Raw genomic sequence first — 25,730 nt, forward strand, 5'->3', positions numbered from 1 at the left:
CCGATGCAATTTCAGCAGGAGACGAGACTGCCCCAATGGCGGAACCCGCAGTGTTTGTGTTTACCGTGATGTTTGTTCTGCCTCTCGCCGGGGCCGCGAAGGTGTTCTTCAGTTCGCGCGACTCCCACGAACATCTTGTGCATGACAAAATGGCGCGCCAAACACTGACGGGGATGCCGCTCCGAGAGACATTGCAACGTATGGGCATTCCTGCCCTGGCAGATGGCAATGTAGAAAGGCCCGGCGATGCCGGGCCTTCTACAACCTGTTAACTTTGTTGCTTATCGTTTGCCGAAGACCTCGCCCATGCGGCGAATCTGCGCGCCCACACCGCGAAGCTTTTCTTCAATGCGTTCGTAGCCACGATCGATGTGGTACACGCGATCCAGAATCGTTTCGCCATCCGCTATCAGTGCGGCAAGTACCAACGAAGCGGAAGCGCGAAGATCACTGCACATCACGGCAGCTGACTGCAACGGTGTACGTCCACGAACAGTTGCAGTGCGGCCTTCCACACGGATGTTCGCGCCCATGCGCGCCAGCTCTGGCACGTGCATGAAGCGATTCTCGAAGATGTTTTCCGTGATCACGCTGGTGCCCTCTGCCTGCGTTGCCAGCGCCATGTACTGTGCCTGCATGTCGGTGGGGAAACCAGGATATTCCACTGTCGTAATGTCTGCAGCCTTCAGCGAGCTGCCGCCCTCGCTGCGCACACGGATGTTGTCTTTACCCACGTCCAGACGCACGCCGCACTCTTCCAGTTTGGCAATTACGGCGCCCAGATGCGCGGGGTTCAGGCAATCGACATTCAGATCGCCGCCAGAGATAGCTCCTGCAATCAGGAAGGTTCCAGCCTCAATGCGATCGGGATTAATGCGATGCCGCACACCGTGCAGCTTCGACACGCCCTTCACACGAATGGTCGAAGTACCCGCGCCTTCAATCTGCGCACCCATGCCAATCAGCATGTCGGCGAGGTCGGTCACTTCCGGTTCCTGCGCGCAATTTTCCATCACGGTTTCGCCGTCGGCCAGGGTTGCGGCCATCAGCAGATCTTCTGTCCCTGTAACGGTGATTTTGTCAAAGGAGATATGCGCGCCGTGCAGACGGTCCGCTCTGGCTTCAATGTAGCCATACTCCTGCGTAATTTTCGCTCCCATCAGCTCCAGACCCTTCAGGTGCAGGTCGATGGGACGGTCGCCAATCGAGCATCCGCCGGGCATCGCTACACGCGCAATGCCTGCGCGCGCCACCAGCGGCCCAAGCACCAGCGAAGACGCGCGCATGGTCTTCACGATCTCGTACTTGGCTTCTGGATCAGACAGCACCGCGCACTGGATCGTGGTGCGATGTTGCGCACGGCCATAACCCAGCTCTACATGCGCACCCATGCTTTCCAGCAGCTTGCGTTCGGTCTCAATATCGCGGACCTGGGGAATGTTTTCAAGAACCACTTCCTCTTCCGTAAGGATGGCCGCAGCCATACAGGGAAGAGCCGAGTTCTTTGCGCCGGAAACCTTGATGGTGCCAAGCAACGGATTGCCACCACGGACAACAAACTTATCCATGTATCTCAGTCTACGGAAGACTTGCCGGCTTTGCAGGTTATCGGGAGAGGTTCCTTTTGCATGTTGAAATCTGTTGACCCGATGGGAAGCCATCGTCCGGAAAACACGGGATCCGCTGCTCACCAGGGGCTGATGGCTCCCGTTATGATCGGCGCATACCTGACAGCAGTAGCGGTCATGCTGATCATCGTGCTCCTGCGCGCCCCCCACTTCAGCTACACACTGGACGACCCGTACATCCATCTGGCACTTGCCCAAAACCTGGCAGTGGGGCATTACGGCATCAATCCGGGCGAAATTACGTCGCCCTCTTCCAGCGTGTTGTGGCCGTTTCTACTCGCACCGCTGAGTCGGACCGCGGTCGGGGAGTGGATGCCGCTGGTCCTGAATGTGGCGTTCTCGCTCGGGACCTGCATCCTGCTGGGGCGCTGGCTTGAGCCACGCTTGCGTGCCGTCGGATTCGGTACTCTTTCCGTTGCCGGGTTAGCCATCTGCCTTGTGCTGGCAGCAAATATGCCCGGTCTGACCATGACCGGGATGGAGCACTCTCTCCAGGTTTTTCTGGTTATCGCCTGCGTGATCGCTATCTTCCGGGGATATGAGGGCGATTGCATTCCATTGCCCTATCTGGCCGCGGCGGCGCTGGCCCCAGCGGTGCGCTATGAAAATGTGGTGTACACCGGAGCCCTTTGCGCCGTACTGCTACTGAAACGTCGCTACGGCACGGCACTGACGGTTCTTGCGGTCAGCGCTCTCCCTCTGATTGGGTTAGGAGTCTTCCTGCACGGGCATGGCCTACCTCCTTTTCCCAACTCCGTCATGGCAAAGGGTGGCATGGCAGCCGGTGGCGGCCACACGACCGGACTAGCCCATCTGAGGCAGTTGATTCTCGCGAATGTGACGGGCTTATTCGTCAGGCCTCCGCGTCGCGTGATCTTCGTCTGTATCGCGGTGATTGCAGTTTGTTGCGTGGGCCTGCGGCGTCGCTTCGCGATATGGCCCATGGTGGCAGTCCTGTTGGCAGTGGTTGCAATGGTGCTGGTCGGGCCGTACGACTGGTACTTTCGTTATGACGTCGCACTCCGCATCTTCGTTCTGCTTCTTGCATTGGGACTGATGCTCCACGCCATGAGGGGGCAGAAACTGCTTGCGCCCGCGGTGTGGCTCCTCACGCTGCTGAGTGCCGTCGCCTTCGTGCCGCCTCTTCTGGGATCGCCAGGAGCTTCCCTTGAAATTGCGCGCCAGCAATATGAAATGCATCGTTTTGTGCAGCAGGTGGGTTCAAAAAACGTCGCGGTGAACGACCTCGGCTGGGTAAGCATGAACGCCTACGGCAAGTTTTACATTCTGGACCTGATCGGACTGGCAAATCTTGAAACCTTGCGCGAGAAAAATCGCGATACGGCGTGGCTGGATCGCGTCACAAAGAAACACGGTGTCGGGCTGGTCATGATCTACAGTTCGTGGTTTGCCAGCCCTCCGTCAGGTTGGATCAAACTTGGTGTTTTGCAGAAATCCCCGCAATTTTTCGACAGTCCCATCTCCACGGTTGGCGTGTCGTTCTACGCGACATCGCCCGCTGCGCTGAAGCGTTTGCAGCCGGAGTTTGAGGCATTCCGAAAAACCTTGCCGGATCACACATGGATTGAAGAGAAATGAGTCGAGCGCGGCATTACTGCCGCGCTCTCATATCGTTTTCTGGTTGGTCTAGACGCCGGTCTTGGCGGCGTGTCGATGCGCTTGCCGCATGGTCTTCAACTGCTGCATCTGATCCGGTGTCAGCACACCTGACATCTCTGTTTGTGTACTTTCCTGGATCTGGCGGCGTTGATCTTTCTTCTGGTCGGCCGTCAGTGTGGTGTCGGTACGAAGCGCCTTCATCTTCTGCTGACGCTCGGCCAGGATGGGTTCCAGTTTCGCCGTCTGGTCCTGCGACAGACCAAGCTTCTTACCCATCTTCAACGCGGTTTTATGCGGATTGTGCGCGCCACGGTGATGTTTATGCGCTACCTGCGTTTGCGGTGCAGCGGTCTGTGCCTGTGAAGCAGCGGTCTGGGCGAAGGCGGCTGTTCCTGCAAACGAGAGAAGAAATGCAGAGGTCAGAACGATCTGTTTCATGACGGGTTACTCCTTACGTGAGCGGCAAACATCTGCACTCGCTCTGCATGTACAAACACGTCCCTACGCAATGGTTGCGCGCAACTTTTTGCGGCGACTGCTGTTGTGTACGGCACTTGCTGATACCTTGTTGTTACTCAAACATTTCTGCAGAGAAGCGCCGTTGCGTTATACGTCGGGCGCGAAGGAGAATTTTCATGAACCGCCGTCATTTTCTCTCGCACGCCGCCTTGGCCGCCGCAGCTTCCACCTCCCTGATGGCCGAGGCCCAGCGCCCCGAAGCACAAGCGCCTGTAAAGGGCCCTCTGCCGCCGTCTATCGCGGCTTTGCCCAACCGTAAGGCAGAAGCAACGCCTGTTACCGTAGCGGAGCGCGGCGAGCGCATTGCCCGCGCACAGGAGTTGATGGCAAAGCAGGGAATCGCCGGTGTCCTGCTGGCGGGCGGCACGTCCATGGTGTACTTCACCGGTATCCGCAGCGGCAACAGCGAACGCATGTTCGCGTTCATCATCCCCGTAAAGGGAGCAGCATTCCTTGTATGCCCGTCGTTTGAAGAAGACCGAATGCGCGAGCGTCTGGACACCATTCCCGGCGGTCAGAACGTGCGCATCTACACCTGGCACGAGGACGAAAGCCCCTTCGCTCTGGTAGGCAAAGGACTGGCCGATGCGGGCCTGCGCACGGGCAAACTGGGCGTTGAAGAAAAGACGCCGTACATCTACGCATCCGAAATCGCGAAAGCCAATCCGAATTTGCAAGTGGTCGATGGAACACCGATTACAGCCGGTTGCCGCAGGATCAAGACGAAGCATGAACTGGATCTGCTGACGCTGGCGAATCAGGTAACTCTCTCTGTGTACGAAGCCGCATGGAAAGCCGGCCACCCCGGCATGAACACAGCCGACTTCAGCGCGCTGATGGGCGCAGCTTACGTCAAGAGCGGATTTCCCGGCTTCTCAAGCTGCGAGACAGGCATCTATAGCGCGCTCCCGCATGGCTCCATCAAGCCGCAGGTCATCAAGGAAAACGACATCGTCCTCATCGACGACGGTTGCACCGTGGAAGGCTACGCAGCAGATATCTCGCGCACCTTTGTCTACGGCACACCGTCTGACAAGATGAAGCGCGTCTTCGACACCGTGCATAAAGCGCAGGCAGCTGCACGCGACGCCGCGAAGGCAGGCAACGAATGCCAATCTGTAGACAAGGCTGCACGCGACATCATCACCGCCGCGGGCTTCGGCCCGGATTACAAGACGTTCACACATCGCCTCGGCCACGGCATCGGTATGGACGGCCATGAATGGCCTTATCTCGTCCGCGGCAACAAAACCATCCTTGAAACCGGCATGTGCTTCAGCGACGAACCGGGTATCTATCTACCGAATGAATTTGGTGTGCGCCTGGAAGACTGCATGCACATCACGCCCGAAGGCGGAGTTTTATTTACACCGCAGAGCCCATCTCTCACAGCGCCGTTTGCTGTCTAAACCACGGCGGTTGTTGAATTGTAATGTCATACTTTCCGCATCGCTTTCGCGTAGGCTTGTACGTGCGTGATAATGAGTGACATGCGCCGCCTCGTGCCGCGAACGTTTTTCGGCCAGCTTGTGCTTGGAATCATCCTTGCACAGACGCTTGTGCTCAGCGGCTACCTCTACTATGTCGTTGTCAGTACAAGGCAGGCATCACGAAAGAGCCTGGAAGCGCGCATCGCCAGCCAGATCGATCGTTTGGCCGCCGCCTGCACGGAGCGGATTCGGCGGGGCGATAACGAGGGCCTCCGTGAACTACTGGAACTTGCCGAGATCGCGCCGAGCATCCAGTCCACTCGGTTGACAGATCTCAGCGGCAATACAGTCGCCGCCAGTAAGGGCGGCGCGAATCGCGATCTGGACGAAGACGAACGCAAAGTTCTGCCTACCATCACAGGGCAGCACATCTTCCGTTCCAGGAGGGGGCAGGTAGAGGCGGTCACACCGTTGCTGGAAAATGGCAAACCGGTGGCATTGCTGTGGCTCGAGCCCAACCCCGCCGCTGGAGGGAGCACGGTCAATACAATCGCGCGTATTGCGCTGACATATGGTGCTCTGGCTCTGCTCGCCAATCTATTACCCATTTTTCTGATCGTCCGTCGGATGACCAAGCCCATTCGCAGGCTCAGCACGGCGACGCACGGCGTATTGCGCGGCACTCTGCCGAATCCTGAGTTTCCATTGCCCGTCACGGGACGGAATGAAGCCGGCGTGCTGACCGAAAACTTCAACACTATGGTGCGCGAACTGGAAGAGCAGCGCAGTGGTCTTCTGGAAACATTGGCACTGCTTGATTCCATGTTGGGGAACGCACCGATTGGCTTCGCCTTTCTTGACGCGGAGTTCCAAATCGTGCGCCAGAACGACTTCTTCTCTGTCATGTTCGCCACCCAGGATGCGGATGGCGGTATTCTCGCCGGTTCCTTAGCGAGAGAGGTGCAGGCTCGCGTTGCAGAGGTATTCAAAACGGGGCAGGGCATTCGCAATCTTGAACTGCAGGACGGCCGCGAGGATTCGCAACGTGCATGGCTGATGCAGTTTTATCCCGTACGAACAGCCAGCGACAGTGTGCGTTGGGTAGGCGTTGTGGGCAGTGAAATTACCGAACGCCTGAAGGCGGAAGAAACGCTCCGTCGTACGGAAAAACTGGCTGCCGCTGGTCGTCTGGCGGCCAGCGTCGCGCATGAGATCAATAACCCGCTGGAATCCGTTACCAACCTTCTGTACATCCTCCGAAATCATCAACCCATGGATGGTAGCGCGGTGGGATTCATCGAAATGGCGCAGGAGGAGCTTGCGCGCGTGGCACAGGTCACGCAACAGACATTGCGTTTCTACAGGCAGTCAGTGTCGCGTGCACGGGTTGATCTGAATGAGATTGTGGATTCCGTACTTGCGCTTTATCAGCCTCGCCTGCTGCGCGCCAATATCAATGTCCTGCGCGAAACCCGAGGAGATGCTTCCCTGGTGTGCTTTGCCGGGGAGATGCGTCAGCTTCTGGCGAACCTAGTGGCAAATTCTTTGGATGCCATGTCCGGCGGCGGCACATTGTCCGTACGGATTCGCCGGACTTCCTATCCGTCCGGTGGTGTTTTGCTTACGGTTGCCGATACTGGCCACGGCATGTCTCCGGAGACAGCGCGCAAAATCTTTGAAGCCTTCTTTACCACCAAGCACGCTACTGGCACGGGGCTTGGTCTTTGGGTCAGCGAAGAGATCATTCGTAAGCATCGTGGATTAGTGCGACTTCGAACCCGTGAAGGAGAGCGTTCCGGAACATGCTTCGTCATGTTTTTTCCGGACGTATCAGAGGAAGAATTGATCGACGGCGAACAGGACACGCCGTCAGCAGACACCGTCTCGGTAAACTGAACCCACATCGAAAAAGAACAAAGGGCCAGCATTTGCTGGCCCTTTGTTCATCACAGTAGTTGTCTCTAAAGATCGAGCGGAGCATTCTCAATTGCGCGTCGAACGTTACCATCCGACTTCTGCAGGCGGCGAACGGCTTCCATCTTATCGACGTTTGCCTTGAGCATCACCACTGCAATCGGAATGGATTTTCCAGCAGACTTGATCGTGCGAATCGCTGTTTCACGATCAACGCCGGTGACACGCTGCAGCACGTTGATACCGCGCTCCACCAGCTTTTCATTCTTCATATGTACGTTCACCATCAGGTTGTCGTACACATATCCGAGCCGAGTCATTGCACCCGTAGTGATCATGTTGGTGATCATCTTCTGCGCGGTCGACGCCTTAAGGCGTGTGGATCCGCTGATGACCTCCGGTCCGACTTCGGCCACCATGCAGATGTCGGCAGCATCCGCCAATCGCGTGCCCTGATTGCAGACAATAGCCGCGGTCTGGGCGCCTCGCAGGCGCGCATACTCCACGGCTCCGACAACGTACGGAGTACGCCCGGAAGCGGAAATACCGATCACAATGTCTTTGCGGGTGGGGCGGCGCTTGGCGATGTCACGCTGGCCCATGTCAGGCGAGTCTTCATTTACGTCTGCTGCGCTGGCAAGTGCCTTGGGGCCGCCACACATAATGTACTGCACCTGTGCGGGCTGTGTTGAGAAGGTGGCCGGACATTCCGCCGCATCCAGCGAAGCGATGCGCCCCGATGAACCCGCACCCACGTAAATAAGTCGCCCACCGTCGCGAAGACAGCGCGCCACCACATCGATGACCTGCGCTATTTCCGGGAGCGCCTTCTTCACCGCTGCGGCGACTTTCGCGTCTTCCGCATTGATGATGCGCGCAATCTCAAGGGCTGACTTGGTGTCGAACCCCTCGGAAGCTTCATTTTGTCGCTCGGTGGCCAGAGAGCGGATGCCCTGCTTATCTTGCAGGGCCGTTTTGTTTTGTTCTTCGATCATGAGTGCAGGCATGGATCTTCTATGTCCTTCGCCATCGTCATTCTAGTCCAAGCTGTTTCGATGCCGAGGAAAACCTTTCAGATATCTGCTTATAAGCCCGGGACTGTGACTATTGTGGCACCCCGCCCGTCTTATACAGTGGTAGAAGGGCAATGAACGACACCGAGCAGCAGAACGTGGAAGAGACAACTCCGGTACGCAAAGCCGTCTCCTGGGCGTGGTTGAGAGACGTATTAGCCTCCGTCGCAGTCTCAGTGTTTATCATTCTGTTTCTTTACCAGCCGGTCCGTGTAGAAGGCACCAGCATGGTGCCCATGTTGCAGGATCAGGATCGCCTGTTCATCAACAAACTGGCCTATCACGTGGGCGAAATCCACCCCAGCGATGTGGTTGTCTTCCACTATCCCCGCGACCTCACCAAGAGCTATATCAAACGAGTCATTGCGCTTCCGGGCGACCGTTTGCGCATTGAGCATGGTCGCGTGTTCGTGAATGACAAGCAACTCAAAGAGCCTTATGTCCCCGTAAGATTCGCGGACGAACGTTCGCAACCAGAGATGACCATCCCCGCAAACGAATACTTCGTCATGGGTGATCACCGTTCCATCTCATCGGACAGCCGCGATTTTGGCCCGGTGGACCGTACGCTGATCTACGGCAAGGCCAGCTTTGTGTACTGGCCCTTCGATCAGGCCGGCGTCGTCCACTAGGGACGTCAGGGAATCAAGCAAGGAACATTCCCGAAGAAACTTTCATTTTCATAGGCCACGCTTCGGCGGTACTCGCGGAAAATGCAGTCAATGGCCTAGCCATTATGGAGCTTCTCCCTTGAAGATGATTCGTCGCAGCGCCCTTGTTCTCCTTGCCGTCCTCACAGTTGCCGGAACTGTCGCTTCTGCCCAGCCGCGCCACCACCGCCATCACCGTTCTCATCACGCCCATCATCACGCACGCTAAATCCTGCGTGATTCCAAAGAAGAAAGCCCCGCGAATCTGCGGGGCTTTTCATCATTTCAAAAGAATCCAGATCAATATTTCGTATGAACGATCTTCGCAAAGCAAGCCGGATCAAGGCTCGCGCCGCCCACAAGAAGTCCATCGATATCCGGCTGAGTCAGCAGTGCTGCGCTGTTTTCCGGCTTCACAGAACCACCGTAGAGAATGCGAGCATTGTTCGCAATATCGGCGTTGAATACACGTTCTAGTTGCGCACGGATGATGCTGTGTACCTCGTTCGCAATCTCTGGCGACGCCGTGGATCCAGTGCCGATGGCCCAGACCGGTTCGTACGCAATCACAATCTGCGTGGCGTTTTCAGCAGGAATGTTCGACAGCGCAGCACCCATCTGCGCCATGATGATGTCCCGAGTAAATCCGCCTTGACGATCTACCAGCAGCTCACCCAGGCAAAGCACCGGTATCAGATCGTGCGCGATGGCAGCCTTGATCTTCAGATTCACGTGCTCATAGGTTTCGTTGGCATACAGGCGGCGCTCAGAGTGCCCCAGCAAGACATGCGTCGCACCAATGCTGGTAAGCATATTAGGCGAAGTCTGACCGGTATACGGTCCTTCATTGAGCCAGTGCATCGTCTGGGCACCAGCAAACAAGTGTGTGCCGCGTACGCGGTCAATCACGGTCGAAAGCGACGTTGCCGTGGGAAAGATGATGATCTCGTCCCGTTCATGGTCGTGGACCTTCGGCAGAAACGCATTCAAAAACTCCAGCGATTCGCGCGGAGTTTTGTACATCTTCCAATTGCCGGCAATGATCTTCTTGCGTGTGGACACTCGACTGTTCTCTCCCGTAAAGCAGCTTGCATGATAGGTGGCGAAGGGCTCCCTCCGCCACCCCATACCGTTACTTCTGCGTAAGTGCAGCCACCCCAGGAAGCGTCTTGCCTTCCAGGAACTCCAGCGAAGCGCCACCGCCAGTGGAGATATGCGTGATCTTGTCGGTCACCTGGGCCATATGCGCCGCGGAAACGGAGTCGCCGCCACCAACAATGCTGGTCGCATCAATGTTGTCCGCCACAGCATGCGCAACCGCCATGGTGCCCTTGGCAAACGCGGGCATCTCAAACACACCCATCGGCCCATTCCAAACAATGGTGCGAGCCTCCGCGATCTCGTCGGTGAACAGCTTGATCGACTTCGGACCAATATCCAACGCCATCAAGTCAGCAGGGAAGTCGCCAGTGCCATCAAACAGTTCCGTCTTCGCATCAGGCGCAAACTTATCGGCAAGGATGTGATCCACAGGCAGCAGGAACTTCACACCCTTCTCCTCAGCCTTCTTCAACGCAGCGGCAGCCACGTCAATCTTGTCGGCCTCCAGCAGGCTCTTGCCGGTCTTCTGTCCCTGCGCATTCAGGAACGTGTAAGCCATGCCGCCGCCCACAATGATCGCATCCACCTTGTTCAGCAGGTTGTCGATCACCTCGATCTTGTCGCTCACCTTAGCTCCGCCAATGATGGCCACAAAAGGCTTATCCGGCGACTCCAGCGCCTTGCCCAGATAGTTAAGTTCCTTATCCATCAACAGGCCGCTGGCCGACTGCTTCACAAAATGCGTAATGCCTTCTGTCGAAGCATGCGCACGATGCGCCGCACCAAACGCGTCGTTCACGTAGATATCTGCCAGCGACGCCAGCTTCTTCGCAAATGCCGGATCGTTCTTCTCCTCTTCCTTATGAAAGCGAAGATTCTCCAACAGCAGCGCCTGCCCGTACTCCAGCTTGTCTACGAGTTCTTCCGCAATCTCGCCCACGCAGTCCGGTGAGAAAGCCACATTGCGCGAAAGCCCCAGGTCCGAATCCAGCAGCATGCGCAGGCGATCCACCACCGGCCGCAAACTCATCGACTCCACGCGCTCGCCCTTAGGACGCCCCAGGTGCGCCGCAAGAATCAACCGAGCCTTATGCCGCAGGGCATATTCAATCGTAGGAAGCGTCTCGCGAATACGCGTGTCATCCAGAATTTCGCCGCCATCCTTGGAAAGCGGTACGTTGAAGTCGACGCGCAAAAAGACGCGCTTGCCGTGGAGATCGAGATCGCGGATCGAAAGCGTTGCCATGGCTAACAGTCTAACGGCACACGCCCATGTGCGTGAGTCGCAACGACAAAGGGCCAGCGCGAAGCCAGCCCCTGTCATTGTGTTGATGGAAGATTAACCAGCGTTCGGCGTCACCACGCGATAGCTCGCACCACCATTCGACCAAACCAGCAGCAACACATTCTTGCCATCAGGAGAGGCCTTGATGTTGCTAGCCACCTGATCCGCGGAAGCCGTCGCCTTGCGATTCACTTCCATGATCACGTCGCCCGGCTGCAGCCCCGCTTCTTCCGCAGGCGACCCAGGACGAACCTGTGCCACCGCTGCGCCGTTCACGTTCGCAGGAATGTTCATCTGCTGGCGGATGTCCGGTGTGAGGTCGCTCATGGCAACACCCAGCTTGCCGCTGTTGCCTTGCTTACCGCCGCCGTCACCATCGTTGCTGGCCACTTCCTTGTCCTTGTTGTACTCACCCAGCGTCACGTTCACGCTCTGGTGCTGACCGCTGCGGCTGATGCCCAGGTTGATCTTCGTTCCCGGCGTCATCTGCGCCACATCCACCTGCAACGCGCTGCCATTTTCGACAGGCTTTCCGTTGATGCTCGTGATCACATCGCCGTTCTTCATCCCCGCACTCGCAGCAGGTGAACCCGGCGACACCTGCGACACAATCGCGCCCAGCGCATCCGTCAGGTTAAAGAACTGCGCATTCTCCGGCGTCACATCGTTCATCGCAATGCCCAGGTAGCCATGGTGAACGCTGCCTGTCTTGATGATCTGATCTGCAATCGCCTTGGCCGTCGAAGACGGAATCGCAAAGCTCGCACCAGCAAAGCTACCGCTGTTCGTCGCGATCATCTGGTTAATGCCCACCAGTTCGCCACGCGCATTCACCAGCGGACCACCGCTGTTTCCGGGGTTAACAGCAGCATCTGTCTGAATCAAACCACCCGGCGTACGAGCGTCCGATGAGAACGGAGCAGGACGGTTCACCGCCGACACAATGCCGCGCGTCACGCTGAACTGCAGCACGCCAAACGGGCTACCAAATGCCAGCACCGTCTGTCCCGGCTGCAGCTTGCCGCTATCGCCCCACGAAATCGCAGGCAGATCATGCGCGTCCACCTTGATCACCGCAATGTCCGTCAGCTTATCCGTGCCCAGCACCTTGCCGGTTAGCACGCGGCGATCATGCAGCGTCACCTTGATCTGCGTCGCGCCTTCCACCACATGGTTGTTCGTGATGATATAGCCGTCTGACGAGATGATCACCCCCGAACCCACACCATGACGCAGCGGCTTTTGCTGCGGCTGCATGCGTCCCTGTCCGCGACCACCGCCACCACCCAGTCCAAAGAACTGGCGTAGCTGCGGAGGAATCTGCGACGGATCAATCTGCTGCTGTGCCTGACCATCGCTATCGTCATCATCCTCAGCGCCGCCGCGGCTGGTCACAGCCACGTTGACAACAGCAGGCGTAACACGTGCAGCCAGTCGCTCCATATCCTGATCTAACGCGGATAGCGAAGACACGCTTTGGTCATCCAGCGCGGCAGCAGTTACAGCACCGGCATGCACACCACCCATGCCATGGAAAGCCATCGCAGAACCCAGCACCGCCACAGCGGCAAGCGATCCAGGCAGAGCAAAACGGCGAACGTTCTTCTTGTCTACTAAGGAATTAGTTGTTGCGGACATAGTGCTTCTTTCTCCAGGTAACGTTAGTGGGAACTACAACTCGATGAGCAGCCATCCGCCGCGAACGGGGACGGCCACATAGGGCTGAACAAACTCGGTAGTAATAAAGCGCGGCTGCATGTCGTCCTGTTCGGCAGCCTTCATCATGCGTGGCTTACGTATAACCGTCGCTGCGGTGCGAACAAAACGCGGCGTATTCGCCTTAGGAGCAACCGTCTCAGTGGCTTCCTCTGCATGCTTCAACTTCGTCTTCGCTACAGGATGCGCCGGCTTACGCACAGGCGGTACTTCAAACGCAGCGGGAACCATGCGGCCTTCGGGCGTAGCAGTCACACTCTTCTGGTGATACAGCTCAATCGCCTTGGCTGGCGTCGTTACCGCCACGTCGGGTTGCACCATCTCGGCGGGGGCTACTCGGATGAGGTGGGGCACGCGGCTTAGTCCGGCTGATGCGGCTAGTAGGGCGAATGCGGCTAGGCTGCAGGCGGCGGTGGACTGCTTGCGGGACCAGGCGGCTGCTGGTTCGCGTAGCAGGGCGTGTACTCGTTGGGCTAGTTCCGACCTGCGACCGAGGGCGGCGAGGGCGAGGCGTAGGCCGTTCTGCTGCATCCGTTGCTCTGCTATGCGGGTGAGCGAGGCTGCGTAGGCTAGCGGTTGCGCTGTGGATGCGACTACGGCTGCGTCACAGGCCAGTTCACGCTGCTCGGCGATCCGGCGGTTGAGCCATAGCAGGGCAGGGTTCAGCGGCATCAGCACCAGGCCGATCTGCAAGGCGAGGTTGATCCAGTCGTCGCGGCGACGCAGGTGTTCGCACTCGTGTGCGGCGATCTGGCGGAGCTCGTCGGCGGACAGCGTTGGTACGAGCCATTCCGGGAGTAAGAGTACTGGCCGGAAGAAGCCGAGGATGGCAGGTGAACTCACCTGCGAGGACGAGCATAGCGTCGCGAGACGGTTGCCCGCGGTGAATGTGTCCATTGTCTCCACCGCAATCGGTGTGGCGTTGCGGCGAACCTGGCGCAGGTGCATCCATGCCATGCCGAGACTCACCGCGCGGAATAGGGACGCTGCCAACCAGACCGCTGCGATGGCTGCTGCAAACCATGGAGCTATGCGGATGGCTGCAGACGATGCCTGCGGCGCCATTGCGGTTACGTGCGTCGGCAGGTGCAGGAAGGGAAGCAGGGTTGCAGCCGCGAACACTGCCAGCAGGATGCTGTGACGGAGTGCTGCAGATGCCCTTGGCATCAACCGCAGCAGTGCTACTGCGAGCAACGACAGTGCGAGGCCTTGCCATAGGCTTGCAGCCCATGACGTCGCCATTACGGAAGAGATGTGTGTCAGTACAGGAGTCATTCCGCTTCCTCCTGCTCGGCACCGCGCTTCGCTGCGGCGGCTTCTGCTTCGGCAATGGCCTGCTTGAGCTTGTCCAGTTCATCGGGGCTCACTTCGCCGTCGCCGAGCAGTGCAAGCATCAGGCGTTCGCGGCTGTTGCCGAAGAAGCGATGCATTACGTGACGCACTTCGCTCTGCTGCGCATCCTGTTCGGCTACTGTGGCCGTGTATACGAAGGCGCGACCTTCCTGGCGGTGTTCTACGTAACCCTTGGTTTCCAGGATGCGGATGGTGGTGAGGACCGATGTGTATGCGAGGCGTTGTGCTTCCGGCATTGCGGAGACGAGATCCTGTACCGAGCATTCGCCAATCTGCCAGAGCAGGCGCATCAGCCTTAGTTCGGCTTCGGTCAGCGTGTTGGAGCGGTTCCTCGGCATCGTCCTGATGAGATGGACGAGGTATTAAGGAATTAGTTAGCGGGGTTCTTTGATGTTTTGGCCAGGGGTACCCCCCTCCCCCTCTTTTTCTAAAATCGTCTTTCTATTGGGGTTACGGCGCGGGTGGCGCTAAAATCGTCATGCGATTAGAGTTACACGCAAAATCGTCTTTCTAAAGGGATTAGAAGAGAAGCCGATCAGCGAGTCAGCAGCCAGCAAACAGCAGATTTTGCTGGCTGTTTCTATTTTAATGGTTTGGTGTAAATACCATGCCAACTCTATCTCTCTTTGTTTGTTGAGGTTGGGTGGTGGTGGGGCTTGACAGGTTTTGGTTCGCAAATAAATCTGAAAAGATTTTGCGACTATACCGACTAGTCGGTAGTCTATCTCGGTATGCAAGGTGAGATGGCAGAACGGATTCTTAAGACCGCAGAAGAACTGATGGTGCAACGGGGGTATTCGGCGTTCAGTTATGCCGATATCGCGGATGCGGTGAAGATCAAGAAGCCCAGTATTCATCATCATTTTCCGACGAAGGCCGGGCTTGTTGTGGCCGTTCTGAAGTCGTATCGGAAGCGATTGATGGAAGCGACGGAGATGCTTGATTCGCAGATCAAGAATCCCTGGAAGCGGCTGGAAGCCTACGTCCAGTACTGGGAGGGATGCATACGGGACCGCACGGCTCCGTTCTGCATTGCTGCGCTGCTGGCGGCCGAACTGCCGTCACTCCCCGAGGAAGTGCAGGCCGAAGTGATCCTGCATTTCCAGACGCTAAGCGGATGGATGGAGCGCGTTCTGAATGAGGGCGTGAAGGCCAACGTGATCCATCTCGATGCTCCTGCAGCGACCGAAGCGCAGACGCTGATGGCGATTGTGCATGGGGCCATGCTCACAGCGCGCACCACTGGCAATTGCGAGGTCTTTCAGCTTGTAACCAGCGCGGCCCTTCAACGGATCGCAAAACGCTAAATCTGTGAGGACGAGTGATGGCGTCCTTGTGTGAAGTTAACCTACCAACTAGAAGGTAAAGGTGATTTATGAAGACCAACGTCCTGGCGTCCTCGCGCTCTTTGCGCAACCTGTATTTTGTTCGCACCGTGTTTCAGATCCTGTGGGCTGTGGGAGTGCTGGCAACGGCGGAGACGCAGCCGAGCGTCGCGGCAGTTCTTCTCGTCGCTTATCCGCTTTGGGACGTGGCCTGCACGCTGTGGGATCTGACGACCTCAAACTCTGATGGAAGCGCGCGGACATCGCAGGTGGTGAATGCTGTGCTGGGCACGGCTGTTGCTGCGGGGATCGGGTTCACGATCTTCAATCAACCGAAGTTTGCTATCGCAACCTTTGGCGCATGGGCGCTGGGAGCAGGCTTGCTGCAGCTTGTTGCCGGACTGATCCGTCGCAGACAGCTTGGCGGGCAGTGGGCGATGATTTTGAGCGGCGCGCAATCGAGCCTGGCGGGTATCGCTTTTCTACTGGGTGGATTGAGCGGGAAGGTTCACGTGAAAGACCTTGGCGGATACGCAATCTTCGGTGCGATTTACTTCCTGATTGCTGGTGTCCTGCTTGCTCGGCGGCTTGCTCATCCTGAAGCGCTGACAACACAATCGTCCGCTTCGTAAGTGGATTCTGCGTGCTGTATGAAGGGCCCCGTTTTTAAACCGGGGCCCTTCATTGCATGGATCTATAGATCTGACGACCTGGTGTGCGATGGCTCAAAAGGCTGACCAGGAATAGGCAATTTTCTGGTAATCAAGGATGTGCAATTTTGTCGACAGACTGTAGTCTCTTCCACAACGCTAACTTCTGAATCTCCGCTGCAACTTCTTCAGGTGCCTGTTGCTGAGGTCATGCCTGAAAAGCATTTGAGCAAGGACCGAAAGGGTGCCGATCAGGTTCAGATATGAATCGACCTAACTCGCAAACACTGGCGGAGGTTCAGCGGGCTATGAAGTTAATGCCCCCGGCAAATCCCTCCAAATGGAAACGGCATCAAGTTAGTCTGCTGATCGAGCAAATCAAGAAAGATCGCGCCATTTTCGTTGGGTTGCAGACGATTGATCCACAAGTTAAGCGGGTTATCTATCCAGCGGTGCGTCGCGCGATCAATCGCATCCACACCTCACGATCGCCACAATTCTTGCAGTACGCCGTACTGACACTTGCTGGGCTCGCTCTCTGCTTACCTGCAATCGTGTTGACGTTAGACCGGATGGGAAAACTTCTGACCGGGCCAAACGTCAATGGTTGGTTCGTCGCTGCGGGAGCATTTTTCGCCTATTTCTCAATCTTCTTTTTGCCAAAAGCAAAGAACAGTGGTTCCGCAATTGGTTGGCTCGCGATATACCCTGTCGCATTGATTGTGTCTCTGGTTGCCAGTTTTCCATGGGCAATCCGCATAGCTGACGACTGGTGGTTCCGTCCGCTTTATTCCTTGATGCTTGGGGTTGGAATTATTGGCATCTTTATCCTGACCCTCGGTCTAACTCTGACGCCGATGCTGTTCTGGATTGCTCGTCAACTCAGACGCCAGGCGGACGCTCGCATCCTGATCATGATCGTCGCTTTGATGGGGAAGACGGAAGCGAATCCTGGGCAATGGGAGAAGCTGTTATTCCGCGCGCAATTGATGAAAGAGCTTGATGCGATTGCACGCGTGATTGAGAACGGCATTCCAACAGCCTATTCCGACAAGGACGTTTTGTTTCGCGGATGGGTATCGGTTCGCTGCAGGCGCATTGCCGCCCACATCCGCGATCTCAAAGGCTGGCTGGCAATGCCGCGTAGAGATACGAGGGAGTATTTTCTGAAAGAGCTTGGTTCGGTCCTGACCTGTCTCGGCCTTGGAGACTGGGATGGAATCGCAGTGGCTGATACAGGCTCCGCGAATAACCGGACGGGGCGATTGGCAACGCTGTTTTCAGGCCTGAGAACGCTCTTAGCAAGCTTTCTGCCGGTGGGCATTCTTCTGTTGCTGCATGTGTTGCACAGGGATCCCCCTGTGCAGATGAGCGGGTTCCTCACATTCGGCGCGGCAGCGTGGCTGACAGTGGGCTGTATCTCGTTGCTTGATCCGCTTTATGCAAGCCGGACGGAAGCTTTCAAGTCAGCCTTACAGTTCCTGCCGGGCTTGAAGAAGGATTGAGTCCAGACTCAGTGATTTGCGAGTTTGTCGAGATGGCGGAATCCGCCGGTGATGACGAACATGATGGCAAACAGAAGTCCGTTGTAAGCAGCGTGCACGACGGAACTGGCGGCGACGGAGTTGTAACGGATGCGGATGTAGGTGAGTCCGCCGCCAACTACCCACAACACTCCGACTGCGTTCCAGGCCCATCCCAGCTGCGCTGCGTGCATGGCAGCGAAGAGGCCACTGGTGAGAACGCCGCTCAGGATCATGCTGCGCTGTGACAGGCCAGTGGTGGATTGCCACCATTCGCGTGCTTCGTCGGTCTTTGGCAGTGCAATCCAGTCGAAGAAGATGGCGAAGCCGCGCAGCAGGAATCCGCGGAAGAAGACTTCTTCGCAGACAGGGGCAACGAACGTGCCGAAGATGGCGATGATCCAAAGCGTTGACGGCTGCTTGAAGAAGGCGTCGACTGGCATTTCCTTGGGCAGCGTTAAGAGGCTCTCCAACGCCTGCGCCACGATGCTCAGCGCGATACCAACGCCGATGAGTTGCGGCACGTGCTCCTTTGCCACCGCAGGATTCCAGTGGATGACCTGTCCAAAGGGACGCTGCCAGAAGCGCGGGAATGCGATGTACGCGATGCCGTAGGTGATGAGGAAGGTGACCGCTTCAATCAGGATGCTGGTGAGAGGAAGCGATGCAGAGCTTGCCAGCAGCTTGGTGTGGGTGATGAAGCCGATGATGCCGATGAAGACGGAGACCGCAAAGAGTGCCAGAACACCAATGCCAAGCAGGGCGGCGGAGTAGCCGAGATTCGGCTGGCGTGGTTGATGCGTCAGCAGATCGTGCGGCACATCGCTTGGGGAACGCGTGAAGGTCGTGTTGGTGAAGACATCGGAATGCAGCGCGGACGCAGGAGAGGCTTCATCGCTTTGGGAGCGAATGACGAAGTGGTCTTCCGGACGGAAGCCCTCGTGTGTGACGCTGGGTTCATTCGGTTGAGGTTCCGTCACTCGGCTTTCTTCCTTGTCGTCCTGGTCGCTGTCTTTGTAGACGTCTTCACGGCCGCTTTTGCTGCGGCTTTTTTGGCCTTGCTCTTCTCGGCAGACTTCTTTGCTGCGGCCTTGCGGCGTGCAGCGCGTTCTTCTGCGGAGGGTGCGAACTTGGTTGGGTTCGCTACTTCCGTCTTCACGACTACCGGTTCGACGTAAGCCGGGGCTGGTGCGCGTTCACTGCCGGGGCGCTCGCGGTACAGCTTGGCGAGGAACTTGCCGGTGTGCGACGCAGCTACCTTGCTGACCTGCTCCGGCGTACCGGATGCCACTACCGTACCACCACCTGAGCCGCCCTCGGGGCCCATGTCGATGAGGTAATCGGCGTTGCGGATGACGTCAAGGTTGTGCTCGATGACGAGGACAGAGTTGCCGAGGTCGACGAGCTTCTGCAGCACTTCGAGGAGCTTGCGGACATCGTCGAAGTGCAGGCCGGTTGTGGGTTCGTCGAGGAGGTAAAGCGTGCGTCCTGTCTGGCGTTTGGAGAGTTCTTTCGCCAGCTTCATGCGCTGGGCTTCGCCACCACTGAGTGTGGTTGCGGACTGGCCGAGGTGAACGTAGCCGAGGCCTACGTCGACGAGCGTTTGCAGCTTCTGCTTGATGTTGGGGATGTCGCCGAGAACGTCGAGAGCGTCGGAGATGGACAGCTCGAGGATGTCTGCGATGGAGTAGCCGTTGAGCTTTACCGAGAGCGTTTCCTGGTTGTAACGACGGCCGTTGCAGACGTCGCACAGGACGTAGACGTCGGGCAGGAAGTTCATTTCGATGCGGCGCTGGCCATCGCCCTGGCAGCCTTCGCAGCGGCCACCCTGCACGTTGAAGGAGAAGCGCCCGGACTTATAGCCGCGTTCGCGGCTCTCGGGCAGCATGGCGAAGTAGTCGCGGATCTGCGTGAAGACGCCGGTGTATGTTGCCGGGTTGGAGCGCGGTGTGCGGCCGATGGGGGACTGGTCGATTTCGACGGCTTTGTCGATCTGCTCGATGCCGGTGACACGGTTGTGTGGCTGCGGCTCTTCCTTGCTGCGGTAGAGATGCTTGGCCAGTACGCGGTAGAGGGTGTCGTTGACGAGCGTGCTCTTGCCGCTGCCACTGACGCCGGTGATGACGACGAGCGCGCCGAGAGGGAAGCCGACGGTGACGTTCTTCAGGTTGTGTCCGCGGGCGCCCTGGACGACGATTTCTTTGCCGCTGAGGGCGCGCGGGGCGTCGTTGCTGCGGATATCGATTTCGCCTGAGATGTATTTGCCGGTGACGGATTCGGTGTTGGCTGCGATCTGTTCGGGTGTGCCTGCACCGATGAGGTGACCGCCGTTCTTGCCTGCGCCGGGACCGAGGTCGAGCACGTAGTCGGCTTTACGGATGGTGTCTTCGTCGTGTTCGACGACGAGTACGGTGTTGCCGAGGTCGCGGAGGTTCTCCATGGCGGCGATGAGCTTCATGTTGTCGCGCTGGTGGAGGCCGATGCTGGGTTCGTCGAGTACGTAGAGGACGCCGCGCAGGCGTGATCCGATTTGTGTGGCGAGACGGATGCGCTGGCCTTCGCCACCGCTGAGCGTTGCCGCGCTGCGGTTGAGCGAGAGATAGCTGAGTCCTACCGCGTTGAGGAATTCGAGGCGCTCGATGACTTCCTTCTGCAGGCGGTCGGCGATGAGTTTTTCGCGGCCGGTGAAGTGGAAGTTTCGGGCCTTGGCCATGGCGTCGTCCAGCGCGAGCGAGGTGAAGTCGCTGATGGACTGGCTGTCGACCTTGACGGCGAGGGATTCCGGGCGGAGGCGCTTGCCGTTGCAGGCGGGGCACTCCGTCGCGGACATGTACTGCATGTAGTACTCGCGGAAGGCGTCGGACTTGGACTCTTCGAGGGTGTCGCGGAGGTAGCCGAAGATGCCGTGGAAGCCGGTGCGTCCGGCTTCGGCGCGGGGTGGGCCGTAGAGCAGAAGCTTTTGGTTCGCTTCAGAGAGGTCTTCGAAGGGGACTTTGAGGTTGATCTTGTTCTTGTCGGCGAAGAGCTTGATGAGGCGCAGCAGGTACGCTGAACCGGAGCCGGGGCCCATTGCGCCGTCAAGCAGCGGCTTTGACCAGTCGGTGATGGTCTTGCCGGGATCGAAGTCGTAGATGCTGCCAAGGCCGTTGCACTCGGTGCAGGCGCCGTAGGTGGAGTTGAAGGAGAACGAGCGCGGCTCCAGCTTTGGCACGTTGATGCCGCAGTCGGGGCAGGCCATGGAGGTGGAGTACAGCGTCTCGTCCATGCCGTGGATGGCGATGATGACGAGGCCGTTAGCCATCTGCAGGGCTTTCTGGACGGAGGATTCGAGGCGGCGGGTGTCGGGCTTGCCTTCGGCGTCGAGCTTGAGGATGACCCGGTCGACTATGGCTTCGATGGTGTGGTTCTTGCGCTTCTCCAGGCGCATGCCCTCGGTGACTTCGGTGATTTCGCCGTCGATGCGGACGCGGAAGCCCTGCTGGTCGAGGGATTCGAGTTCTTCGCGGAATTCGCCTTTGCGGCCGCGGACGATGGGCGCGAGGACGGTGATGCGTTCGCCGGGCTTGAGGGCGACGATGCGTTCGACGATCTGGTCGGCGGACTGACGGCTGATCTCATGGCCGCACTGGGGGCAATGTGGCTTGCCGACGCTGGCCCAGAGGAGGCGCAGATAGTCGTAGATTTCCGTGATGGTGCCGACGGTGGAACGTGGGGACCGCGAGGTGGTTTTCTGCTCGATGGAGATGGCCGGGGAGAGGCCATCGATGGAATCGACGTCAGGGCGCTCCATCTGGTCGAGGAACTGACGCGCGTAGGCGGAGAGAGTTTCTACGTACCTCCGCTGGCCCTCTGCGTAAATTGTGTCGAATGCCAGGGAACTTTTTCCCGATCCGGACAGGCCGGTGACCACCGTCAGCGAGTTCCGCGGGATGGTGACGTCAATATTTTTCAGGTTGTGATGCCGGGCGCCGCGTACGGTAATTTGGGAGATGCTCATAGCGTGTGGCGGCGGTGTTAGGCCGCATATTCTAGGGTACTTTATCCACGCCAGTCTTGCAGATGGGGCATACTGAAAGTGTGTGCGATAACGCCGGAAGGCCAGAGATGGCTGGGTATCTGCATAGGTACTTCCGCGCGCAAGAGCAGTGAATTATGACTGACATTGCCTGAGATTTAATCCCCCGGTCGCAGGTTGGCACCTTGATTGCATCATTTCCAGGACAGGAGTAGGCGGCAGTGACGACGTTGATGTTGGTATGTGCGGTTCTGGCAAGTCTTAGCTTTGGTGTTTTGCTGGCGTATGGTCTGTGCGTGGGCATGTTCCACGTGTTCAAGATCCATTCGATCCAGGTGGCACAGCAGCGGATTGCACAGCGTGAGGCGGCGCGGATGGCGGCTGCCACCGCGGTGGACCTGGCGTAAACCTAAGAGAATCTTAATCCCCCGAAGGGCGGCTCTCCAGCCGCCTTTTCTTGCGCCTATTGGGGGTTCTGCTGCTGTTGGCGCTTTCTTAATTCTTCAAAGATCTGTTCCGGGGTTTTTACGCCGTTGGGCGACTGCGGCTGGCCGCTGTCGGTCGTGCTGGCGCCATTGTCCGTGGTGTTCGAAGTTGTGGACGTTGTGGGTTCCGTATTGCCGTTGTTCGTAAAGGCGGTGTTATCGGCAGGCGGCGGTGCGAGCGGCGGGAAGGCGGGTTGCGATCCGTTGATTGGGGCCTGCTCGGCGTGCTGGGTCGGCGGGGTCTGCTGGGGCGGTCGGGTGGGGTTTGCCGGCGGCATGGGCGGCGGAGATGTTCGGACTGGAGTTGGCCGATACTGTGGATAGTCAGTGGCTACCTGGCGCGTGGAAGGCGGGGTCGCAGCGCCTGTTCGTACTGTCAGCAGCAACTCTTTGGGCTTGGTGGCGGTTTCGTTCACCAGCATCATGTTGATCGCGAGACCGTCGAAAAGCTGCGCGAGAACCGTTTGCACGGAGGCTGGGCCGTATTTGCCGTAGACGCGTTCGTCCGGAATGCCGCCGGTGATCTTCATGCCAGTTTCGTGGGCAACGCGGCCAAGGAGTTCTGGCATGGCTTCGCCACTGGCTTCCACGGTCAATCGGGAGCCGTCCCACGTGACTTTGCTTGCTGCGCCGGGAACAGTTGCGACGGCGTTGGGGCGAGCGGAGGGTAGGTCAGACACAGATTGCGTCGGGGCGCTTGCTGGAATGGCAGCTACAGGCGTGGTTTGTGCACCAAGGATTGGCGCACAAACGAGGAAGATCGTGATTGCCGTGGATCGCATTGCCATTCCTCCGGTAAGACGTTTCACGTTGCCGTCTGGCTCACACGATGGTTGGTAGAACGTCTGTACTAGACTAGCAACCACGGCGAAGGATTGCCGTTGCCGAGGTTCATGAAAGTTACGATGCTATGTGTTCGATGGCTGCCGGTGCTCCTGCTGGGGGCAGCGCCAGTGTTTGCGGAAACCTGCACGACGCAGGCGGCGATGGATCCGGCTGTGCGCGATGGGATGGTTCGAGCGGCGGAGAGTCTTGCGACATTGGCCGCGGCGAACAACGCTGACGGTGTGAAGGCGCAGACGATGCCGCAGTTTGCCAGCGATTTCTCCGGCATTGCAGGAGTGATACAGCGGTCGGCGTCGCATTTACAGGGTGCGAAATTTGCTCCGGAGACAGCGTGGTTGCTGGATGCGTCGTCGTTGCGGGGCGATTCGCAGGACGCGCAGTTCTTCTGCAGCTTGAATCGTGGCGCTTCGCAGACAAGTTTTCTGATTCCATCGCTGCCACCGGGTAAATACGGACTGGTGGTGTTGAATACGGTGGGTGCGGCTGCGCCGTGGCAGGTGGCGTTGCTGATGCGTGAGAGTGCGCCGGGACAGTGGCAGTTGGGCGGGCTGTTTCCGCGTGCGACGACTGTCGCCGGTCACGATGGGCTTTTTTACTGGAAAGCTGCACGTGAGTATGCGGCGAAGAAACAGGCGTGGAACGCGTATGTGTATTACTCGGCAGCGGAGCAGTTGCTGAAGCCGGTGTCGTTCATCGCAAGCGCTCATCTGGACAAGTTGCAGGAGGAACGCAGTAAGGCTGCGCCGCCAGCACTGTCTTCAGGTGTCAGCACGCAACAGCCGTTGGTGATTGGCGATGGGAAGGGCACGGAGGTCCGTGTGACGTCGTTCGGTGCTGAGAATGCTCCGGCGAACGCAGGACTGGATGTGCTGGCGCATGTGAAGGTGGATACCGTGCTGAATGATCCGGTGGCGTCGCGCGCGCGGAATGCCGCTGCAGCAAAGGCGATTGTGGCAGCTTATCCGGAGTTGCGTGGTGCTTTTCGCGGTGTGTGGATTGTTTCGGAGTTGCCGGATGGCAGCACGTTTGTGAGCGAAGAGCCGATGACTTCGCTTTAAGCTGGTCACCGGCTACTCGCTCTCTGCAATTTGAACTGGTTTAGGTGTGGGCCTTGCGGGCTTCTTGCAAGGCCTCTCGCTTGCGCTTTGCCCAGTCTGGTTTCGTTACCTGGCGAGCGCGCGCGAGTGCGAGTGCGTCTGCTGGTACGTCTTCCGTGATGCTGCTTCCGGCTGCGATGTACGCTCCGCTGTCCACGGTGAGAGGCGCGACGAGAGTGGAGTCCGAGCCGACGAAGACGCCGTTGCCGATGGTGGTGCGGTGCTTGTTTACACCGTCGTAGTTGCAGGTGATGACGCCTGCGCCAATGTTGGTGCCAGTGCCAATGACGGCGTCGCCGAGATAGGCGAGGTGGTTGGCCTTGGAACCTTCGCCGAGCGTGGTTTTCTTCGTTTCCACAAAGTTGCCAACGTGCGCGTTTGCGCCGATGTGGCTCTCCGGACGGATGTGGCAGTAGGGGCCAAGCTGCGCGCCGTCGCCAATGATGGAATCCGCAAGGATGCTGCCGTTGCGGATGAGAACGCCTTCGCCCACGACGCAGTTTTCAATGACCGAGTAGGAGCGGATGCGGCAGTTGGGGCCGATCTTTGTTTTGCCAAGAAGCTGTGTGAAGGGCTCCAGGATGGTGTCTGCGGCGACTTCAACGCAGGCGTCGATGGTGACCGTTTTGGGGCGGAAGATGGTGACGCCCTGCGCCATGAGCTTTGCCGTGGTGCGTTCGCGAAGGCTGGCGTCCAGGTGCATCATTTCTGCGATGGTGTTCGCGCCAAGGACTTCGTCCACGGAATCCGCAGGGATGGCGATGACGCGCTCTTCGTCGTTGACGAGCATGGCGGCGACGTCGGTGAGATAGAACTCGCCGGATGAGTTGGTGTTCTGCAGGCGACCGAGGCGATCGAAGAGCTTTTGCGTGTCGAAGGCGTAGATACCGCTGTTGATCTCGCGGAGGCGCTCCGGTGTGGCGAGCATGTCTTCTGAGAGCGATTTCTGTTCGATGATGCCAGCGACGTCGTCGGAGCCGTCCTGTTTGCGGAGGACGCGGCCATAGCCGGTGGGGTCGTCCGGGATGGCGGTCAGGATGGTCATGGCGGCGCGTTCGCGTAGGTGCGTGTCGCGCAGTTCTTCGATGGTCTCCGGGCGGATGAGTGGGACGTCGCCGGAGAGAACCAAGAGGTTTTCTGGCGGTGCGACTTTGTTGTCATGCAACCACTTCTGCACGCATTGCAGCGCGTGGCCGGTGCCAAGCTGTTCCGGCTGTAAAACGAACCGCACGCCGGTGGGGGCTGCGGCTGTTTCTACGCGATCTGCCTGATGACCGACGACGACGAGGATGTTTTCGGCAGCGACTGCGGTCTTTGCTGCGTCGATCACGTGCAGCAGGAGGGGCTTGCCGCCGACGGTGTGCAGGACCTTGGGTAAAGCGCTCTTGAGGCGGGTACCTTTACCCGCAGCCATGATGACGATGCCGAAGTGGTTCATGTCCTTGATGCTACGACGGAGACGGCGTCTGCGGGATTGCGATCATTTGAAAAGTGACACGC

22 protein-coding genes are annotated in these 25,730 nt (G+C 58.3%); 10 read left to right on the forward strand and 12 right to left on the reverse strand.

The features are described 5' to 3' along the window. Window positions 1-35: 35 nt before the first annotated feature. Window positions 36-272, forward strand: a complete 237-nt coding sequence (locus tag M504_RS01090; protein ID WP_047486951.1) for a hypothetical protein — start codon at window positions 36-38, stop codon at window positions 270-272. A gap of 9 nt (window positions 273-281) precedes the next feature. Here M504_RS01090 and murA read toward each other — a convergent pair whose 3' ends face one another. Next, on the reverse strand, window positions 282-1,568 hold the full coding sequence (gene murA / locus M504_RS01095; RefSeq protein WP_047486953.1) for a UDP-N-acetylglucosamine 1-carboxyvinyltransferase: 1,287 nt from the start codon (window positions 1,566-1,568) through the stop codon (window positions 282-284). 60 nt (window positions 1,569-1,628) lie between these two features. Between murA and M504_RS01100 the strand changes: the two genes are divergently transcribed. After that, window positions 1,629-3,227, forward strand: a complete 1,599-nt coding sequence (locus M504_RS01100) for a hypothetical protein (RefSeq protein ID WP_156993393.1) — start codon at window positions 1,629-1,631, stop codon at window positions 3,225-3,227. 48 nt (window positions 3,228-3,275) lie between these two features. Here M504_RS01100 and M504_RS01105 read toward each other — a convergent pair whose 3' ends face one another. Continuing rightward, window positions 3,276-3,686: a hypothetical protein gene (locus M504_RS01105; RefSeq protein ID WP_047486959.1), complete on the reverse strand. Its 411-nt coding sequence runs from the start codon at window positions 3,684-3,686 to the stop codon at window positions 3,276-3,278. A 197-nt stretch (window positions 3,687-3,883) separates the two neighbouring features. On the opposite strand from M504_RS01105, the gene M504_RS01110 reads away from it, so the two are divergent. Then, on the forward strand, window positions 3,884-5,176 hold the full coding sequence (locus M504_RS01110) for a Xaa-Pro peptidase family protein (RefSeq protein WP_047486961.1): 1,293 nt from the start codon (window positions 3,884-3,886) through the stop codon (window positions 5,174-5,176). 81 nt (window positions 5,177-5,257) lie between these two features. Beyond that, complete coding sequence (locus M504_RS20995; RefSeq protein WP_052200171.1) at window positions 5,258-7,093, forward strand: PAS domain-containing sensor histidine kinase; 1,836 nt, start codon at window positions 5,258-5,260, stop codon at window positions 7,091-7,093. A gap of 65 nt (window positions 7,094-7,158) precedes the next feature. Here the strand turns inward: M504_RS20995 and murQ are convergent, their stop codons facing one another. Further along, window positions 7,159-8,118, reverse strand: a complete 960-nt coding sequence (gene murQ, locus M504_RS01120) for an N-acetylmuramic acid 6-phosphate etherase (protein WP_047486966.1) — start codon at window positions 8,116-8,118, stop codon at window positions 7,159-7,161. A gap of 140 nt (window positions 8,119-8,258) precedes the next feature. Between murQ and lepB the strand changes: the two genes are divergently transcribed. Then, the gene (gene lepB / locus M504_RS01125; protein WP_047486968.1) at window positions 8,259-8,816 is read left to right on the forward strand and encodes a signal peptidase I; all 558 of its coding nucleotides are present in this window, start codon (window positions 8,259-8,261) and stop codon (window positions 8,814-8,816) included. A gap of 318 nt (window positions 8,817-9,134) precedes the next feature. Here the strand turns inward: lepB and tpiA are convergent, their stop codons facing one another. The 5 genes from tpiA to M504_RS01155 form a co-directional block, all read right to left on the reverse strand. Next, window positions 9,135-9,896 carry a triose-phosphate isomerase gene (gene tpiA, locus M504_RS01135; protein ID WP_047486973.1) on the reverse strand — a complete coding sequence of 254 codons (762 nt, stop codon included), beginning with the start codon at window positions 9,894-9,896 and terminating at the stop codon, window positions 9,135-9,137. A 70-nt stretch (window positions 9,897-9,966) separates the two neighbouring features. Next, window positions 9,967-11,181, reverse strand: a complete 1,215-nt coding sequence (gene pgk / locus M504_RS01140) for a phosphoglycerate kinase (protein ID WP_047486976.1) — start codon at window positions 11,179-11,181, stop codon at window positions 9,967-9,969. Window positions 11,182-11,274: 93 nt separating this feature from the next. Then, window positions 11,275-12,858, reverse strand: a complete 1,584-nt coding sequence (locus M504_RS01145) for a trypsin-like peptidase domain-containing protein (protein WP_047486979.1) — start codon at window positions 12,856-12,858, stop codon at window positions 11,275-11,277. Window positions 12,859-12,891: 33 nt separating this feature from the next. Beyond that, window positions 12,892-14,211 carry a M56 family metallopeptidase gene (locus M504_RS01150; protein ID WP_047486981.1) on the reverse strand — a complete coding sequence of 440 codons (1,320 nt, stop codon included), beginning with the start codon at window positions 14,209-14,211 and terminating at the stop codon, window positions 12,892-12,894. Next, on the reverse strand, window positions 14,208-14,627 hold the full coding sequence (locus M504_RS01155) for a BlaI/MecI/CopY family transcriptional regulator (RefSeq protein WP_047486984.1): 420 nt from the start codon (window positions 14,625-14,627) through the stop codon (window positions 14,208-14,210). Before M504_RS01155 ends, M504_RS01150 begins: the two co-directional genes overlap by 4 nt. 405 nt (window positions 14,628-15,032) lie before the next feature. Here M504_RS01155 and M504_RS01160 point away from each other — a divergent pair, with 405 nt between their 5' ends. The 3 genes from M504_RS01160 (at window position 15,033) to M504_RS01170 (ending at window position 17,769) form a co-directional block, all read left to right on the forward strand. After that, window positions 15,033-15,596 carry a TetR/AcrR family transcriptional regulator gene (locus M504_RS01160; RefSeq protein WP_232296114.1) on the forward strand — a complete coding sequence of 188 codons (564 nt, stop codon included), beginning with the start codon at window positions 15,033-15,035 and terminating at the stop codon, window positions 15,594-15,596. A gap of 68 nt (window positions 15,597-15,664) precedes the next feature. Next, window positions 15,665-16,246 carry a hypothetical protein gene (locus M504_RS01165; RefSeq protein ID WP_047486988.1) on the forward strand — a complete coding sequence of 194 codons (582 nt, stop codon included), beginning with the start codon at window positions 15,665-15,667 and terminating at the stop codon, window positions 16,244-16,246. Between the two features lie 326 nt (window positions 16,247-16,572). After that, window positions 16,573-17,769 (forward strand): hypothetical protein, encoded by a 1,197-nt coding sequence (locus M504_RS01170; protein ID WP_047486991.1) that lies wholly within the window; start codon window positions 16,573-16,575, stop codon window positions 17,767-17,769. A gap of 8 nt (window positions 17,770-17,777) precedes the next feature. On the opposite strand, the gene M504_RS01175 is transcribed toward M504_RS01170, so the two are convergent. Both M504_RS01175 and uvrA read right to left on the reverse strand, forming a co-directional pair. Beyond that, window positions 17,778-18,767 (reverse strand): CPBP family intramembrane glutamic endopeptidase, encoded by a 990-nt coding sequence (locus tag M504_RS01175; protein ID WP_047486993.1) that lies wholly within the window; start codon window positions 18,765-18,767, stop codon window positions 17,778-17,780. Then, window positions 18,764-21,784: an excinuclease ABC subunit UvrA gene (gene uvrA / locus M504_RS01180; protein WP_047486996.1), complete on the reverse strand. Its 3,021-nt coding sequence runs from the start codon at window positions 21,782-21,784 to the stop codon at window positions 18,764-18,766. Before uvrA ends, M504_RS01175 begins: the two co-directional genes overlap by 4 nt. Window positions 21,785-22,023: 239 nt before the next feature. On the opposite strand from uvrA, the gene M504_RS01185 reads away from it, so the two are divergent. Continuing rightward, window positions 22,024-22,209 (forward strand): hypothetical protein, encoded by a 186-nt coding sequence (locus M504_RS01185; RefSeq protein ID WP_047487001.1) that lies wholly within the window; start codon window positions 22,024-22,026, stop codon window positions 22,207-22,209. A 56-nt stretch (window positions 22,210-22,265) separates the two neighbouring features. On the opposite strand, the gene M504_RS01190 is transcribed toward M504_RS01185, so the two are convergent. Continuing rightward, on the reverse strand, window positions 22,266-23,069 hold the full coding sequence (locus M504_RS01190) for a hypothetical protein (protein ID WP_047487003.1): 804 nt from the start codon (window positions 23,067-23,069) through the stop codon (window positions 22,266-22,268). Between the two features lie 111 nt (window positions 23,070-23,180). Here M504_RS01190 and M504_RS01195 point away from each other — a divergent pair, with 111 nt between their 5' ends. Further along, window positions 23,181-24,191 (forward strand): hypothetical protein, encoded by a 1,011-nt coding sequence (locus M504_RS01195; protein WP_047487006.1) that lies wholly within the window; start codon window positions 23,181-23,183, stop codon window positions 24,189-24,191. A 40-nt stretch (window positions 24,192-24,231) separates the two neighbouring features. Here M504_RS01195 and glmU read toward each other — a convergent pair whose 3' ends face one another. Beyond that, a complete protein-coding gene (gene glmU, locus M504_RS01200) occupies window positions 24,232-25,668 on the reverse strand; it encodes a bifunctional UDP-N-acetylglucosamine diphosphorylase/glucosamine-1-phosphate N-acetyltransferase GlmU (protein WP_047487010.1) in 1,437 nt (478 codons plus the stop codon). Between the last annotated feature and the right edge of the window lie 62 nt (window positions 25,669-25,730).

The sequence above is a fragment of the Terriglobus sp. TAA 43 genome (assembly GCF_000800015.1).
In the GTDB taxonomy this organism is placed as follows: domain Bacteria; phylum Acidobacteriota; class Terriglobia; order Terriglobales; family Acidobacteriaceae; genus Terriglobus.

What these genes read in the sequence shown, in the direction of transcription:
- M504_RS01150 (WP_047486981.1), bottom strand. Translation starts at nt 14,211, where the DNA reads ATGACTCCTGTACTGACACACATCTCTTCCGTAATGGCGACGTCATGG.
- M504_RS20995 (WP_052200171.1), top strand. Translation starts at nt 5,258, where the DNA reads ATGCGCCGCCTCGTGCCGCGAACGTTTTTCGGCCAGCTTGTGCTTGGA.
- M504_RS01105 (WP_047486959.1), bottom strand. Translation starts at nt 3,686, where the DNA reads ATGAAACAGATCGTTCTGACCTCTGCATTTCTTCTCTCGTTTGCAGGA.
- M504_RS01145 (WP_047486979.1), bottom strand. Translation starts at nt 12,858, where the DNA reads ATGTCCGCAACAACTAATTCCTTAGTAGACAAGAAGAACGTTCGCCGT.
- M504_RS01165 (WP_047486988.1), top strand. Translation starts at nt 15,665, where the DNA reads ATGAAGACCAACGTCCTGGCGTCCTCGCGCTCTTTGCGCAACCTGTAT.
- lepB (WP_047486968.1), top strand. Translation starts at nt 8,259, where the DNA reads ATGAACGACACCGAGCAGCAGAACGTGGAAGAGACAACTCCGGTACGC.
- M504_RS01110 (WP_047486961.1), top strand. Translation starts at nt 3,884, where the DNA reads ATGAACCGCCGTCATTTTCTCTCGCACGCCGCCTTGGCCGCCGCAGCT.
- M504_RS01170 (WP_047486991.1), top strand. Translation starts at nt 16,573, where the DNA reads ATGAAGTTAATGCCCCCGGCAAATCCCTCCAAATGGAAACGGCATCAA.
- uvrA (WP_047486996.1), bottom strand. Translation starts at nt 21,784, where the DNA reads ATGAGCATCTCCCAAATTACCGTACGCGGCGCCCGGCATCACAACCTG.
- M504_RS01190 (WP_047487003.1), bottom strand. Translation starts at nt 23,069, where the DNA reads ATGCGATCCACGGCAATCACGATCTTCCTCGTTTGTGCGCCAATCCTT.
- M504_RS01195 (WP_047487006.1), top strand. Translation starts at nt 23,181, where the DNA reads ATGAAAGTTACGATGCTATGTGTTCGATGGCTGCCGGTGCTCCTGCTG.
- murQ (WP_047486966.1), bottom strand. Translation starts at nt 8,118, where the DNA reads ATGCCTGCACTCATGATCGAAGAACAAAACAAAACGGCCCTGCAAGAT.
- pgk (WP_047486976.1), bottom strand. Translation starts at nt 11,181, where the DNA reads ATGGCAACGCTTTCGATCCGCGATCTCGATCTCCACGGCAAGCGCGTC.
- M504_RS01100 (WP_156993393.1), top strand. Translation starts at nt 1,629, where the DNA reads ATGTTGAAATCTGTTGACCCGATGGGAAGCCATCGTCCGGAAAACACG.
- glmU (WP_047487010.1), bottom strand. Translation starts at nt 25,668, where the DNA reads ATGAACCACTTCGGCATCGTCATCATGGCTGCGGGTAAAGGTACCCGC.
- M504_RS01090 (WP_047486951.1), top strand. Translation starts at nt 36, where the DNA reads ATGGCGGAACCCGCAGTGTTTGTGTTTACCGTGATGTTTGTTCTGCCT.
- murA (WP_047486953.1), bottom strand. Translation starts at nt 1,568, where the DNA reads ATGGATAAGTTTGTTGTCCGTGGTGGCAATCCGTTGCTTGGCACCATC.
- M504_RS01155 (WP_047486984.1), bottom strand. Translation starts at nt 14,627, where the DNA reads ATGCCGAGGAACCGCTCCAACACGCTGACCGAAGCCGAACTAAGGCTG.
- M504_RS01160 (WP_232296114.1), top strand. Translation starts at nt 15,033, where the DNA reads ATGGCAGAACGGATTCTTAAGACCGCAGAAGAACTGATGGTGCAACGG.